At 64.4% G+C, this 14,122-nt stretch carries 13 protein-coding genes; 3 read left to right on the forward strand and 10 right to left on the reverse strand.

Annotation, left to right across the window (positions count from 1 at the left end; genetic code table 11):
• Position 1: 1 nt before the first annotated feature.
• The 8 genes from BLW05_RS27835 to BLW05_RS27870 form a co-directional block, all read right to left on the reverse strand.
• Positions 2-742 (reverse strand): ABC transporter ATP-binding protein, encoded by a 741-nt coding sequence (locus BLW05_RS27835; RefSeq protein WP_093166822.1) that lies wholly within the window; start codon positions 740-742, stop codon positions 2-4.
• Positions 739-1,740, reverse strand: coding sequence for a branched-chain amino acid ABC transporter permease (locus BLW05_RS27840; RefSeq protein WP_093166823.1), 1,002 nt, complete (start codon positions 1,738-1,740; stop codon positions 739-741). Before BLW05_RS27840 ends, BLW05_RS27835 begins: the two co-directional genes overlap by 4 nt.
• The gene (locus BLW05_RS27845) at positions 1,737-2,594 is read right to left on the reverse strand and encodes a branched-chain amino acid ABC transporter permease (protein WP_093166824.1); all 858 of its coding nucleotides are present in this window, start codon (positions 2,592-2,594) and stop codon (positions 1,737-1,739) included. The genes BLW05_RS27840 and BLW05_RS27845 overlap by 4 nt, the downstream gene beginning before the upstream one ends.
• Positions 2,595-2,630: 36 nt before the next feature.
• Complete coding sequence (locus tag BLW05_RS27850) at positions 2,631-3,809, reverse strand: ABC transporter substrate-binding protein (RefSeq protein ID WP_093166825.1); 1,179 nt, start codon at positions 3,807-3,809, stop codon at positions 2,631-2,633.
• Between the two features lie 687 nt (positions 3,810-4,496).
• Positions 4,497-4,838: a hypothetical protein gene (locus tag BLW05_RS27855; protein WP_093166826.1), complete on the reverse strand. Its 342-nt coding sequence runs from the start codon at positions 4,836-4,838 to the stop codon at positions 4,497-4,499.
• Positions 4,826-5,065 carry a hypothetical protein gene (locus BLW05_RS27860; protein WP_093166827.1) on the reverse strand — a complete coding sequence of 80 codons (240 nt, stop codon included), beginning with the start codon at positions 5,063-5,065 and terminating at the stop codon, positions 4,826-4,828. Before BLW05_RS27860 ends, BLW05_RS27855 begins: the two co-directional genes overlap by 13 nt.
• 228 nt (positions 5,066-5,293) lie before the next feature.
• Positions 5,294-6,451, reverse strand: coding sequence for an alpha/beta hydrolase (locus tag BLW05_RS27865; protein WP_093166828.1), 1,158 nt, complete (start codon positions 6,449-6,451; stop codon positions 5,294-5,296).
• A gap of 1,305 nt (positions 6,452-7,756) precedes the next feature.
• Positions 7,757-7,972 carry a hypothetical protein gene (locus tag BLW05_RS27870; RefSeq protein ID WP_093166829.1) on the reverse strand — a complete coding sequence of 72 codons (216 nt, stop codon included), beginning with the start codon at positions 7,970-7,972 and terminating at the stop codon, positions 7,757-7,759.
• Between BLW05_RS27870 and BLW05_RS27875 the strand changes: the two genes are divergently transcribed.
• Positions 7,956-8,219, forward strand: a complete 264-nt coding sequence (locus BLW05_RS27875) for a thiamine pyrophosphate-dependent enzyme (protein WP_177142837.1) — start codon at positions 7,956-7,958, stop codon at positions 8,217-8,219. The two genes, BLW05_RS27870 and BLW05_RS27875, sit on opposite strands and share 17 nt — an antisense overlap.
• A 114-nt stretch (positions 8,220-8,333) precedes the next feature.
• Here the strand turns inward: BLW05_RS27875 and BLW05_RS27880 are convergent, their stop codons facing one another.
• Complete coding sequence (locus tag BLW05_RS27880; protein ID WP_093166831.1) at positions 8,334-9,524, reverse strand: hypothetical protein; 1,191 nt, start codon at positions 9,522-9,524, stop codon at positions 8,334-8,336.
• 428 nt (positions 9,525-9,952) lie between these two features.
• Positions 9,953-10,861 (reverse strand): LysR family transcriptional regulator, encoded by a 909-nt coding sequence (locus tag BLW05_RS27885; protein ID WP_093166832.1) that lies wholly within the window; start codon positions 10,859-10,861, stop codon positions 9,953-9,955.
• A 120-nt stretch (positions 10,862-10,981) separates the two neighbouring features.
• On the opposite strand from BLW05_RS27885, the gene mdlC reads away from it, so the two are divergent.
• Together mdlC and BLW05_RS27895 are read left to right on the forward strand one after the other, a co-directional pair.
• On the forward strand, positions 10,982-12,601 hold the full coding sequence (gene mdlC / locus BLW05_RS27890; RefSeq protein ID WP_093166833.1) for a benzoylformate decarboxylase: 1,620 nt from the start codon (positions 10,982-10,984) through the stop codon (positions 12,599-12,601).
• Between the two features lie 55 nt (positions 12,602-12,656).
• Positions 12,657-14,105, forward strand: coding sequence for an aldehyde dehydrogenase (locus BLW05_RS27895; RefSeq protein WP_093166834.1), 1,449 nt, complete (start codon positions 12,657-12,659; stop codon positions 14,103-14,105).
• Positions 14,106-14,122 lie beyond the last annotated feature (17 nt).

The raw sequence follows: 14,122 nt of genomic DNA on the forward strand, positions 1-14,122 counted from the left end.
TTCAATTTCCCAGGTAGGCCGCGCGCACTCTCGGGTCGCGGCGGATGTCTTCTGGGGAACCGTCGGCCAGCACAGCGCCTTCGGCCAGCACGACGATTCGGTTGGCGAAGCGAAAGACCAGGTCCATGTCGTGTTCGATGATCAGCACGGCCAGGTCGCGCGGCAGGGCGTCCAGCGCCGCGAGCAGGCGTTCGCCATCGCCCTTGGGGACACCGGCCATCGGCTCGTCCAGCAAGAGCACCTTGGGCCGCAGCGCCAGTGCCAGTGCCATCTCGATCAGGCGCTGTTCGCCATAGGCGAGATCCTCGGTCGCCGTGGCCGCGTGCGAACGCAAGCCAAAGCGAGACAGGATGCCCTGTGCCTCCGCCTGCAGGGCCGGATAGGCATCGAGGCTGCGCCACATGCCGCCGGTCAGCCCCTCGCGTTCGAACAGCGCGAGCTCGATCTGCCGCTGCACTGCGAAGTGCGGCGCCAGCGTCGTGATCTGGAAGGTGCGGGCCAGGCCGGCGCGCACCCGCTTGGCCTGGCTCAGTCGCGTGACGTTCTCGCCGCGAAGCCAGATGTCGCCTGTGTCGGAGGTCAGCACGCCGCTGATCTGGTTGACCAGCGTGGTCTTGCCCGCGCCGTTGGGGCCGATCAGTGCCATCCGGTCGCCGGTGTTCAGCGCGAACGAAACCCCGCGCGTGACGTGCAGCCCGCCGAAGCGCTTGTCCAGGGACTTGAGTTCGAGCAGAACGCTCATCGCACACCTCCCGCACGGCGACGAAGCCAGGCCCAGGCCTTGGCCGGGGACACCAGCACCACAAGCATCAACAAGCCGCCGACGACGAACAGCCAGTGGTAGGGGTTGATCGAAGCGGCGGTGTGGTGCAGTACGGTGAATACCGCCGCACCGATCAGCGCGCCGGTGAGCCGTCCGGCGCCGCCAAGGATGAGCATGACCAGCGCCTCGGCAGACAGCGCGAACGACAGGCTGTCCATGCCGACCACGGCATTGGTCTGCGCCGACAGCGCACCGGCTGCGCCGGCCATGGCGCCGGCCACGGTGTAGAGCACCCACAGCCGCGCGAACACCGGCGTGCCCAGCGCCGCCATCCGCGCGCGGTTCTCATGGATGCCACGCACGGCCAGGCCGAAGGGCGAATCCACGATTCGACGCGCCGCGTAGAACAGGACGACCAGCACGGCCAGGGCATACAGCGATGCGACGCGGCCTTCCAGGTCGAAGTCGAACCGACCCATCACCGGCCCCATGACGAAGCCCGACAAACCGTCATCGCCTCCCGTCCAGTCGCGCGCCTTTTGCGCGAGATTCAGCAGGATCTGCGAGACCGCGATGGTCAACATCAGAAAGGTGAAGCCTTGGTAGCGCAGCAGGAAGGCGCCTGACAGCATCGCAAGGCCGGCACCGGCCGCGATGCCGACGCCAAGGCCGACCAAGGGGTCGGGATGGACCTTGAGGGCGAAGATGCCCGCGGCATAGGCGCCCATGCCGAACAGAGCGGCGTGGCCCAGCGTTGCCAGTCCTGCGACGCCGACCACCAGGTCCAGCGAGAGCACGAACAGCGCGGTGATGAAGATTCGTGTCATCAAGCCCAACTGGTCCGGCATCAAGGCGCAGGCCGCGCAGCCGATCACAAGGAGTGCAGCCGGCGCACGCCAGGCCGGCGCACAGCGCGGCGTGGCAGCTTGCCGCGCCGGTACCGCAAGGGCCGGTGTCGTCGTTGTCATGGTGTTCATCGCTTCAGCAGTCCGTTGGGACGCCAGGCGAGCAGAGCGGCCATGGCGACAAAGAAGAAAAGACTCCCCCAATCCGAGGCGAGGTACCTGCTGGCGGTCTCGATGACACCCAGAAGCACGGCAGCAGCCAGTGAGCCGGCGATGCTGCCCATGCCGCCCACGGCGACCACGACCAGCACCAGCACGAGGTACTTCAGCGCGTAGTAGGGCTCCAGCGGCATCAGCTCGGCACCCAGGATGCCGCCCAGGCCGGCCAGCGCTGCACCTGCGGCGAAGCTCGCGCATTGCACCGTGCGGATCGGAATGCCTAATGCCGAGGCGGTGCCACTGTGGTCGACCGCGGCACGCAGCCAGATGCCGAAGCGGGTGCGTGTGACGGTCCACGCTGCCAGCGCCGCGACGGTGCAACCGGCAGCGATCACGAGCATTCGTTGGGCGGGCAGCGTGCGAAAGCCCAGGTCCACCGAGCCCGCCAGAAGGGGTGGCAGCGGGATCATCTGCACCTGCGGACCGACGAGCGCATTGGTCGTCGCGATCAGCACGAAGCTCAGGCCGATCGTGAACAGCACCTGGTCGAGTTCCTTGCGGCGGTACAGGTGACGCAGCACTAAGGCTTCGAGCATGGCGCCCAGCAACGCCGTCGCCAGGATGGCGGCAGGCACTGCCAGCCAGAAGCTCCACTGGGCTTCGCGGGTCAGGAGGGCTGCGCAGTAGCCCCCGACCATGGCGAAGGCGCCATGGCTCAGGTTCACGAAGCGCATCAGGCCCAGCGTCACCGACAGGCCGACGGCGATGACGAACAGCACCATGCCGTAGGCCAGCCCGTCGATCAGGATGTTGAGGAAGGTGTTCACGAGGCGGAACTCAGGAAGGGGAGGTGGGGTGCGAGTTCACTTCTCCAGGCCGAAGTCCGCCTGGGGTCCGAAGCTTTGAAGCTCCTTGTTGACCAGTTGGCCATCCACCTTCTCAACCTTGCGCAGGTAGACGTTCTGCGTGATGTGACGGGTCTTGGGGTCGATGCTCACGGGCCCTCGCGGGCTCTCCCACTTCAGCGAGCGGGCGGCGGCGAGTGCCTTGGGGCCGTCCTTCTTGCCGCCCGTTGCTTCGATCATCTTGTGGATCACGACCATGCCGTCCCAGGCACCGACCGATGCGTAGTTGGCGACAGCGTTCGGGTCCTGCTTCTTGAGTGCAGCGACAAACTTCTTGTTCTCGGGCGAGTCGTGGGCGCCTGAATAGTGAAAGGCCGTGGTCAAGCCCAAGGCGGCGTCCCCGAACTTCTGAAGATCGAATTCATCGGTCTCGGCGGAACCGAGGAACTGCACGCCAGCCTTGGCGAGGCCGTTCTCGTTGTAGGCCTTGACGAATCCCAGGTTGGGCGGGCCGCCGGGGAGAAAGGTGTAGACCGCCTGCGCGCCGCTCGCCTTGATGCGTTGCACGAAGGGACCGAAGTCGGTGGTGGCGATCGGCATGCGGATGCTCTCGACCACGGTGCCACCCTGCTTGGCGAACTCGCTCTTGAAGGCCGTCTCGGCGTCGATGCCCGGGCCGTAGTCGGTGACTGCCGTGACGACCTTCTTCATGTTCTGCTTCGCCGCCCATTGCGCGGCAGGCACCGTGACCTGCCACAGCGTGTAGCTGGTGCGGATGAAGTAGTCGGACTTCTCGGTGATGGCCGAGGTCGCGGCGTTGAAGATGACCGTCGGCGTCTGCGACTGCTGGATCAGCGGCGCCACCGCCATGGCGTTGGGCGTGAAGACGAAGCCGCCCAGGTAGTCCACCTTGTCCTTGACGAGCAACTCCTGAACCAGTGTCTTCGTCAGCGCGGGGTTGGGGCCTCCGGTGTCGCGGTAGATGAACTCGATGTCCTTGCCCGCGAGCTTGCCGCCCTGGCTGGCGACATAGCTTTCCGTCGCGGCCTTGAAGAGGGACCCATAGTGCGCGAACGGCCCCGAGAAGGGGCCGATGATGCCGACCTTCACGGCTTGCGCCATGGCCTGCGGCGAGGCCAGCGACAGCCCGGCCGAGGCGAAGAGCGCACACGCAATGGCGCGACGGTTGAGTTTCATCGTGGGTCTCCAGTAGTGATTCGTGCCCGAGTGCGCCAGCTCATGACCGCTCGGTGGCGCTATTTTGATTGCAACATCAACTAGTTGCAATGCCAACCAAATGAGTGTTTTCCCGAAGGACACGCGTGAAGGATGAGCGCGACAAACGCGGTGCCCTTGCGCTGGAACCTAGCCCCAAGGCCATTGACCGGCTGGTGCAGACGCATCACTCCCAGCCCAAGGACACACCGAACGCAGCAAAGAAACCACACGACGTCAAGAAGCCCAAGGCGCGCAGGTCCCGAGAGAGAAGCATGTCGAGAAGTCAGCGGCGCTGGAGGCCGCTCGCAGATCGTCGAAGAAATCGCCCAAGTGAGCTAAGTCTTCACTTGGAGGGACGCGCTGCCTGGCTGTCCATCCCTTTCCGAGCTCACTGATGAGTGGCTCCTCTGTGCGGTGGCAGGCCAAGAAAGCATCGTAGGTGCGGTCGCCGATGAAGCTTGGTTGACGTCTGGCGGCGGCACGGAGCAGGGCGCTACCAGTGGCAGCAGAGTGCCAGGTTGCGGTCTTCCGTGGTCACCTACTTGGAGGTCTGCTTACGCTGCACAACGGTCTCGCGCTGCGCGTTCGCTCTCGCCCGGCGCGACGGCATTCCGCGAATGCCTGGAAGAGCACTGCAAGCGATTGGTCTGAGTCCCTGGTCAGCGGTCACCCTTTCCTGAAGGCCGCGGCAGGTTCCATTTGTAGCGCAGCGATAGGTAACGCAGCAGGAAGCATGACATCAATGCGACCCAGGTAGGCAATCCAGAGGTGAGACGCCCATGCGATGACGCACAGTCCAAGTCCCGTCGCGAGCGCCGCCGCCAGCGCCATGGGGAAGAAGCGATACCGATCCAGCAAGCGCCCGAACCACACGCCACTGATGCCGCTGGCCACGAGCGTCGCGCTGTGGACGCCCGCGATCGCGCCTGCGCCTGTCGACCATTCCTCCATCAGAGGCTTCATCAGGATGGCGACCGCGGTGACGGCACCGAAGCTCACTGACGACATCGCGAGTCGCATATGTAGAACGCAGCATAGGACGAGTCGATTGGATGCTCTTGAAGGTCCGTGAGGTCAATGGCGCATGCAAGGACGGGGCTGAAGCCCTGCGACATCGGCACCGTCAAAATGCCGCTCTTGGCGCCGGCGACGTACTCGCCCTCCACGCGCACCGCATCCACCACGAGAGAGAACGTTGCAGAAGGTGCGATGGTTGCTGTCAGGCCGGCGGCCATAGTACGACCTCCGGTCTGGCGCCTCCACTCGCGGGTGACCTTACGACGCTCGCGCACGCTCGATCAAGGCAATTCCTCCACCTTGTCGGTGAGCCATTTTTCGCGCAGCTGGCATGGCTCCTCGAAATGGAGCCGCCGCAGTCGCTCAGTCTCAAGGGGTTTCAGCGGCCCGTTGACTGCTTCAGCGTGCGGGGCATGAAAGCGGCGGCGAGCTGAGGGCCTGCGCGGCTAGCGCCGCAGGAACGCAAGGAGAAGCTCGGTCACTTCCTCGGGTTGTTCCTGCTGAACCCAATGCCCAGCGCCTCCGACGATGTGAACGCCGATAGAGTGCGTGCAGGCACTGGCCTCCATCGCCTCGAAGTCGCCTGGCTTCTGGTAGATGCCCCAGTCGCTCCGGCCGGCAATAAAGCACGAGGGCACGTCGATCGTGCGGCCCGACCAGGTCTGGAGTTCCGCCGTGTATCGCCCGCCAGTGGCGCACCGGTACCACTGCAATCCACCCTGAAATCCGGTGCGGGCGTATTCGGCAGCGTAGACGGAGAGTTCGTCGTCGGAAAGCCAGAGGCAGGCAGCGATCTGCTCGGCAGACGGCATCTCGGCGGCCACCGTTTCCGCCATGCCCTTGTCCGCATCCATCACGTAGTAACTGGGCAGCTTCCCCAATTCATCGGCGGTGAGCGACTCCAGGCGAAACGGCTTGTTGGCAGGCCAGTCCGCGCTCTTAAAGTGGTAGTAGGCCCGCAGGAACGCGTGCAGGCCCTGCGGTGCATTTCGCATGTCGCCGTCGGCCTCGGGCGTCGAGTAGTACCACTGGTAGTGCTTGCGGGGCGGCGAAAGCGCGCCGAGGCCGTCCAGGAGCGTCGCGACGCCCGCGAGGCCCGAAGACGGCGCCTCGGGAGCGGCCGTACCGAATGGAATGGATGGCGCACCGCCGAAGGGCGCGCTCATCAGTACGACCGAGCGGAACACGTCGGGCCGAATCAGAGCACACCACGCGGCCACCGGTGAACCGAAGTCGTGGCCGACCACGGCGGCAACGGTGCGATGGCCCAAGGCGGCGACCAGGCCGAATGCGTCGCGCACGAGGTTGAGCATCCGGAACTCATCGAGATCGGCGTCGAAGCCCTGCTGCCAGCCGGTGGTCCGCCCGTAGCCGCGCTGGTCGGGCGCCACCACGTGGAAGCCCGCCTCGGCGAGCGGCAGCATCACCTTGCGCCAGCTGTAGGCCAACTCCGGGAAGCCGTGCAGCAGCAGCACGCAGGGCCGGTCGGGCGACTCGAAGCCGGCCTCCAGCACGTGCATCGAGAGGCCGTTGCTGTTGTCAACGAAGCGCGAACGCAAGCCCGCGGGCAACGGCAAGGGATCCAGTGTCGAATCGTTGACCATGTCTGCCTCCTCGCAAGCCGCTCCCGCGGCGGTCGCTCTGCTTGTCAGTGCCGGCGAGCTTCCCCGGCGCATCGGCGTCGAGCCCGATCCAATGCTACCTGCGTCAGCGTGATGTGCGCAGCTTCGAACACACCGGCGGCGGCGCAGAGTATGGCGCGGTTCGGCGCATCTTGCGAGGCCAGCGCCGGACGTGCGCCTGCCCGATCGATTTCTGAGCTCTGCTAAGTGCGGCGCGTCAGCGCTTCCCCAGGTAAACCTGCTTGGCAGGCGCGGGCATTTTTCCCCCGCCTGCTCTTTCCATGAGCATCGCAGTGGGAGTCAAGCTGGTAGCGGCTTCGGCGAGATGCTCATGCCCTTATCCACAAGGTCATCCACCGGCCACGTGGAAAAGCCGCCTTTGACATTGCCGTTTCGCTCTCGAAGCGCCGCCGTCTCGCGCAACGTAAAGCGCGTCCAGCAATGACCGATGGCCTATCCGACGAGCTGCGCCCACAGTGTGTGACCTTTTGTTTTATCCACAGCTGACTGTGTGCTCCATTGCCGCGCCGAAAACGCGCTACCACCGGCTGTTGCCCAGTCGCAAGACGCGGTCCTCGGTGGGGCCGACGAGCCAGACACCCGCGAAGCCGAACAGCGCCGCGGGATCGCCGTGGCGCATTCGGTACAGCACGCCGAAACGCGCATCGCAGAGCACGCCGAGGTGGACGAGGTCGCGCCAACATCATCCGTCGTCGATCCTCCTTCGGGTAACGGGCCGCCTTGTCGCTGATCGCGCGGTGAATCCAGTCAATGGCCTCGGCGATTTCGCCGCTGGCGGCGCCCCTGCTCCGTGCGACCGTTCCCCAGAACGCCGGGTTGCCCAGGGCGGGCGTCACGATCTGGACAGCCAGGCAGGGCTCACCGTCGACCTGCAGCACGGCATCCTCTCCCCTCGCGTCGATGGATGACTGAAGCACCACCCAGCGCCCTTCACGCGCCAACACGGCTTGGATGCACGCGATGACCCGCGATTCGCCTCGGCGACCGACGTCGACCGGGGGCGCAACGTCCACCCGCATCTGGTCGCCGCGCACCGAGGATTCAGATCGCGAACCCACCGGGGAGGTTTACCGGATCCGTTGCCGTCGGGCGTGCGCGCGTCATGCACGGTGCCGAGTTGTCCCGCCTGTCCCTTCGCCTCAACACCAGTCAAACCCAACGAGAGTTCGACCGCCCCGCCGCAGTGCTCACACGGCCCCACGGCTTGCGCGAACAGGGCCCCGCAGTCGAGGCACCGGATGATGGGGATGGGCGCGACGCGTTCCATCAGCCCGCGTCCGAGGGCAACCAGAATTCATCGGCCATCTGGGCCAGTTGTCGATCGAGCGTTTCCCATGCGAAGCCCGTGTTGCGAACGACCATCCCGATGAGTTCGACGGCGCGTTGTAGCGACGTGAGGGTCGCGGCCAGGTCACTCCATTTGAGTTTCAATTCGGCGATGTCCACGCGCTGATATTTGTCGACGTTGAAGCGGAATGTCACCGTCATTGTCTTCGCGAACCGCAACTACCAGATCCTGAAGGGTGAATATGCGCAAGGAGGGGCCGGCACACCAGGCCAAGGGGCGAGCAACACGCTCAGCATCGATCGGCCGGCATTGAACTGGACGGACCTGGCGGCAGGACACGGTGTTCCGGCCTGCAAGGTCTCCACGCTGGGGCAGTTCTCAGATGCAATGCGAAGAGCGCACGCCGCCGAGGGGCCGTCACTGATTAAATTGCTGCTTTGAGTGATGTCGTTGCTCCCCGGCGCTCAGAGATCGAAGTCCGAGGGGTTCTGGGTGCGAATGCGGCAGAACCAAGCGCCAGGCTCGTGCCCTCATGTGTCCAACCCGGCCTATGGCTCATTTTTTCCAGATGAACGCCTGGCAGGCTCCGGTCTCATCACAGGTGAGGCCGGTGACCATGCCGCTCTCGTTCATGGCGGTCGGATAGGTCACGATCATCCCAGGCACGTCAACTTTGACGAATTCGCCCTGACGTGTGCGCACGTAGCCACGGAGGCTCAAGAAGTCCGAGGGAAAGTAGTTGCCAGTGACGTCGCCACCTTCGTTGATGTCCATGGCCACAGTTCCGGCGTTGTCTCCGGGCACGCCAATCGGGGTGATTGTTCCATCGCTAGTGCGCAGGAAGCCGTGGATCAAATTGCAGCCAGCATCATCACAGTAGCTTCCGCTGACGTCTCCCTTTGCATTGATGCGCGATGGAGGTAACGACCCCAGGAATCCGGATGTGTCGTACTTGGTTATGCTTCCATCCTGGGATCTGACGAACCCATGAATGTTGTAGCTTACATCTGCGTAAATGCCAGAGATCGCCCCGCTTGGGTTGATGCTGTCGGCCTGGGTCGCGATCGCGTCGACGGGGTCGAATGCAGTGAAGATACCGTTTGCGCTTCGCAGAAAACCGTGAAGGAAGCCTGACCCGATGTAGTTCCCTGCCACTGCACCCGCATGATTGATTGCCACTGGGTTCGTCATGCCGAGGGCCCCGGGGAAGTTGATCGTGGTGAAGCCTTTCTGGTCGACCAGGTACCCATTGATCTGGCCCGGCGCGCTCGCGGGCTGGTACGAACCGACGATGGTTCCCTCGGAGTTCATGTCATTGCCGCTGCTGCATCCGTTGTTGATAGGGTTGCAGGTAGATCCAGGGGGATCGAACATGCTGATGGTGCCGTCTGGCGCCCGCCAAAAGCTGTGGATCAGATTGTCTGCATCGAAGTAGTACCCTGTAACGAAGCCCTTGGCCGTAATCGCCGTCGGGTTGGGGAAGGATGATCCAGGGATGGGGAAGACGATGAAGGTCCCGCTAGAGTCTGGCTTTTTTCCCGGAAGCTTTCCTGCGCTCAATTGCTGCGTGCGGCAGGCCGTCAGTTTCTGAATGAGGCCCTTCGCATGGCTGCCTGGCTGTGCTTGGTCGCGAGACAGCAGCGACTGCTTGAATGATTGGCACGCATCCTCATCAGCCTGAGCAGCTCCGCTGAGAACCAGCAGGACGGGGGCCGTCGTTCCGAGAACCCGGAGTTTGTTCTTCATGTTGTCTTCCTTTCGCTGCGAGTGCGAAAGATCCCCCGCACTCGAGGGGCACAAAACAATAGAAGACGGAGGGCCGCTTACGCCTCATCTAAACGAGGTAGAGGAAGTGTTTTGCAACAACAGTTGCACGGCTGGCCGCCTAGCGTCTCAACACTGATACATCGAGGCGAGAATTTGCCACGGGCCTGAAGGGCCGCTCGTGGCCGCGAAATGATGTCAGCCGCGGCCTAGCGGAACGGCTGCAAAGGGCACCCACGAGACTTCTCCGATCCCGGCTAGAACGGCAGCTCTCCACAACAAAGCTGTCCTAGCTTCAAGGTCGGCCTACGCTGCACAATGGTAGTTGACAGCTCCATTGAGCCCTCGAGGACCGCGGGCCCGTCGAAAGAGGCACCGTTGGAACGCTTCCACTCCTCTTTTTCTGCCAATCAAGGCTGCTCCCCCGTCATGGCGCGCAACTCCTCGAGAAGCTTTATCGCAGGACCGGGCAGCATGCCGGCCCTTCGGCGGAAGGCGGTCAGCGTTCTCTTATCGCTCGCGCCAGGGATCGCCAGGGCGTCGATGAGGCCGGCCTTTCGCTCGGCGTCATACATGGGCTCGGGCATCCAGCCAAGGAAGCCTGAGTGGCCGATCAAGCTCTTGAGCGCGGTCACGGAGCGTGTCTCGACCACGACGTTGGGCAGTGCCAGGTTGTGTCGCGCAAAAACCTTCTTCATGTGCTCGAATGGCCCGGTTCCCTTCGGAAGGATGGCCCAACGCTCTTGCAGCGTATCGGCGAGCTTGAGCCCTTCCTTCTTGCGCAGAGGATGGCGCCGTCCCGCGACCACGTAGCTGGTGTCCTCCCAACGGCAATCCTTGACGGCAACGATCTCGTCCGTGTCCTCGATGTCGACCCCCAGCGCCAGATCGATTTCGCGCGAGACGAGCGCATCGGCAAGGCGATCCCAGACCCCTTCGATGACCTGGACCTGAAGATTCGGCCACTTCTTGCACGTGCTGCCAATCGCCAATGGAAGCACCAGGCAGGCGATGCTGCCGACGGCGCCCACACGTATGGTGCCTTTGGCCAGGCCGAGCATCGCCTTGATGTCCTCGTTCGCGTGCTCTGACTCGCGTTGCAGGAGGAGCGCGTGCGGTTGCAACGCCCTCCCGACATCCGTCAACTGCATTCCCTTGGAGTGACGCTCGAACAAAGGGGCGCCCACCTCCTCCTCGAGCTTGCGAATGGTGCGACTGAGCGCCGGTTGCGTCACGTTCAAGGCCTCGGCCGCTCGCCCGAGGCTCCCGGACGAAACGATGGCGTTGAAGGCGACGAGAGATCGGAGATCGAAAGTCATGCCTAACGCTAATGACTTTCTCTCAAAAAAGCAATTTTCTTGAAGGCAACGAACTTTCACACTGACGCCATCGAGACAAGCGCTGTGACTCATCCGGCGCACCACAAGGAAATGCACGAAATGACCGGACCTGCGCCGCGCGCCCCCATCGAGACGGCCAAGCAACCCGCCACCATCACCGTTCGCGACGCCGTCGTCGACCTCATGCGCCGCTTCGGCATGACCTCCGTGTTCGCCAATCCGGGATCGACGGAACTGCCGATGTTCCGGGACTTTCCCAGCGACTTCCGCTACGTGCTGGGTTTGCAGGAGGCCACCGTGGTCGGCATGGCGGATGGCTTCGCCCAGGCGACACGCAACGCTTCGTTCGTGAACCTGCATTCGGCAGCAGGCGTGGGCAATGCGATGGGCAACATCTTCACCGCGCACAAGAATCGCACGCCGATGGTCATCACCGCGGGCCAGCAGGCGCGCTCGATCCTCCCTTTCGACCCGTTCCTGTCTTCCGCCCAGGCCACCGAGCTGCCCAAGCCGTACGTGAAATGGAGCATCGAGCCGGCGCGCGCCCAGGACGTGCCCCAGGCCATCGCGCGCGCCTACTACATCGCGATGATGCCGCCGCGTGGCCCCGTGCTCGTGTCGGTGCCGGTCGACGACTGGGACCAACCGGCAGAGTACGTGCCGGCAAGGATCGTCAGTACGGAACTTCGCCCGCAGCCCGCCGTTCTGGCACAGATCGGCGAAGCCCTGGATGCAAGCGATCGACCGGCGATCGTCGCAGGCGCCGCGATCGATCGGGACAACGCGTGGAACGAGGTCGTTGCTCTGGCCGAGGCGCACAACGCCCGAGTGTGGGCAGCGCCGATGTCGGGCCGTTGCAGCTTCCCTGAAGACCATCGGTTGTTCGCCGGCTTCCTGCCTGCAATGCGCGAGCGGATCGTCGAATTGCTCGCTGGCCATGACCTGATCCTGGCGATCGGCGCGCCCGCGTTCGCCTACCACGTCGAAGGCGCAGGACCCCACATCCCAGCCGGTGCCACCTTGTGCCAGCTGACCGATGACCCGGATACCGCGGCCTGGACGCCGGTCGGAATATCAGCGGTCGGCAGCATTCGCCTGGGAGTTCTCGATCTCCTCGCCCGCCCGGCGCCGAAAGTCCGGGCCCTTCCGCCGGCCAGGACCCAGGCACCACGGGCAGAGCCTTCACCCTTGATGTCGGTCGCCTATGTCCTTCAGACGCTGGCCGAAGTGAAAGCGCCCGAGGACATCGTGGTCGAGGAAGCGCCAAGCGCGCGCCCGGTGATGCAGGCCTATCTGCCGATCACCCGCAGCGAGACCTTCTACACGATGGACAGCGGCGGACTCGGCTACGGCATGCCGGCAGCGGTGGGTGTCGCGCTCGGCAAACCCGGCACGCGCGTCATCTGCCTGATGGGCGACGGCTCCAGCATGTATTCGATCCAGGCGCTCTGGAGTGCCGCACAACTCAAGCTGCCGATCACCTTCGTGATCCTGAACAACCGCCGCTACGCCGCGCTACAGGATTTCGCGCCCGTGTTCGGGTTCTCAGCCACGGATGTCGTGCAGGGAACCGAACTGCCCGACATCGACTTCGTGTCGTTGGCCAAGGGCATGGGGTGCGATGCCACCCGCGTAAGCCAATTCGGCGATCTGAAGGCCGTGCTCGATCGCGCCCTTGTCAGCACGGCGCCGAGCGTCGTGGAGGTTCAGATCGCCTGATCCACACCGCGCTTCGGACTCGCGCTTCCATTCAAACCCTACGGAGACAAATCAGATGAAGATTTCGATGTTGATCAATGGCGAGCAGACCCAGGCTCGCAACGGCGCCACCTTCGAGCGGCGCAATCCGCTCGACGGCAGCGTGGCCACTGTCGCACCCGCGGCAACCGCGGAAGACGCCGTCGCAGCCGTGGAAGCTGCCGCGGAAGCGTTCAAGACCTGGTCGCGCACCGGCCCGGGCGAGCGCCGCGCGCTGCTGATGAAGGCGTCCCAGGCGCTCGAAGCAAAAGGCGAGGCATTCGCAGCTGCCGTCGCGTCGGAAACGGGTGCGTCGGCGATCTGGGCGGGTTTCAACGTTCACCTCGCGGCGGGCATGCTGCTCGAGGCCGCGTCGTTGACGACGCAGATCAGCGGCGAAATCATCCCCTCCGACGTGCCTGGCAACCTCGCCATGGGGGTGCGGCAGCCTGCAGGCGTCGTCCTGGGCATCGCACCCTGGAATGCGCCCGTGATCCTGGCCGTGCGAGCCGTCGCGACGCCGTTGGCCTGCGGCAATACGGTGGTGCTGAAAGGCAGCGAGATCTGTCCGGCGACGCACGGCCTGATCATCGAAGCGCTGCAGGAGGCCGGCCTGCCCAAGGGCGTGGTGAACTTCGTCACCAACGCGCCTGCCGACGCGGCTGCCGTGGTCGAAGCCATGATTTCGCACCCGGCCGTACGACGCGTGAACTTCACGGGCTCCACCCACGTGGGCAAGCTCATTGCCGCTACGTGCGCGAAGTACCTGAAGCCCGTGATTCTCGAACTCGGCGGCAAGGCGCCGCTCGTCGTCCTCGACGACGCCGATGTCGATGCCGCCGTCGATGCGGCCGTGTTCGGAGCGTTCGCCAATTCGGGACAGATCTGCATGTCGACAGAGCGGATCGTGGTCGATTCGGCCATCGCCGATGAATTCGTCGCCAAGCTGAGCGCACGTGCATCGAGCCTTCCGCTCGGTGATCCGCGCCTGGGCCCGGTGGTCCTCGGCTCCGTCGTGGACATGAGCACGGCAAGGCGCTGCAATGAACTGATCGACGATGCGCTCGCCAAGGGCGCGAAGCTCGTGACCGGCGGCAACGCCAAGGACACGCTGATGCCCGCGACCCTGCTCGACCACGTGACTTCCGACATGCGCATCTTCCGCGAGGAGGCTTTCGGCCCCGTGAAGGGCATCGTCCGTGTCAGTGGCGTCGAAGAGGCGGTCGCTTGCGCCAACGACAACGAGTACGGACTCGCAGCCGCGGTCTTCGGCCGTGACGTGGCGCGCGCCATCCAGGTCGCGGGACGCATCGAGTCCGGCATCTGTCACGTGAATGGGCCCACGGTGCACGACGAAGCGCAGATGCCATTTGGCGGCGTCAAGGGCAGCGGCATCGGGCACTTCGGTGGAAAAGCCGGTGTCGATGCCTTCACCGACCTGCGATGGGTGACCGTTCAAACGAGCCCGCGTCACTACCCCTTCTGAGGCAATCCGGGAGTACA

This window comes from Variovorax sp. YR216 (assembly GCF_900107745.1).
GTDB lineage: Bacteria > Pseudomonadota > Gammaproteobacteria > Burkholderiales > Burkholderiaceae_C > Variovorax.

What these genes read in the sequence shown, in the direction of transcription:
- BLW05_RS27835 (WP_093166822.1), bottom strand. Translation starts at nt 742, where the DNA reads ATGAGCGTTCTGCTCGAACTCAAGTCCCTGGACAAGCGCTTCGGCGGG.
- BLW05_RS27840 (WP_093166823.1), bottom strand. Translation starts at nt 1,740, where the DNA reads ATGAACACCATGACAACGACGACACCGGCCCTTGCGGTACCGGCGCGG.
- BLW05_RS27850 (WP_093166825.1), bottom strand. Translation starts at nt 3,809, where the DNA reads ATGAAACTCAACCGTCGCGCCATTGCGTGTGCGCTCTTCGCCTCGGCC.
- BLW05_RS27855 (WP_093166826.1), bottom strand. Translation starts at nt 4,838, where the DNA reads ATGTCGTCAGTGAGCTTCGGTGCCGTCACCGCGGTCGCCATCCTGATG.
- BLW05_RS27860 (WP_093166827.1), bottom strand. Translation starts at nt 5,065, where the DNA reads ATGGCCGCCGGCCTGACAGCAACCATCGCACCTTCTGCAACGTTCTCT.
- BLW05_RS27865 (WP_093166828.1), bottom strand. Translation starts at nt 6,451, where the DNA reads ATGGTCAACGATTCGACACTGGATCCCTTGCCGTTGCCCGCGGGCTTG.
- BLW05_RS27880 (WP_093166831.1), bottom strand. Translation starts at nt 9,524, where the DNA reads ATGAAGAACAAACTCCGGGTTCTCGGAACGACGGCCCCCGTCCTGCTG.
- BLW05_RS27885 (WP_093166832.1), bottom strand. Translation starts at nt 10,861, where the DNA reads ATGACTTTCGATCTCCGATCTCTCGTCGCCTTCAACGCCATCGTTTCG.
- mdlC (WP_093166833.1), top strand. Translation starts at nt 10,982, where the DNA reads ATGACCGGACCTGCGCCGCGCGCCCCCATCGAGACGGCCAAGCAACCC.
- BLW05_RS27895 (WP_093166834.1), top strand. Translation starts at nt 12,657, where the DNA reads ATGAAGATTTCGATGTTGATCAATGGCGAGCAGACCCAGGCTCGCAAC.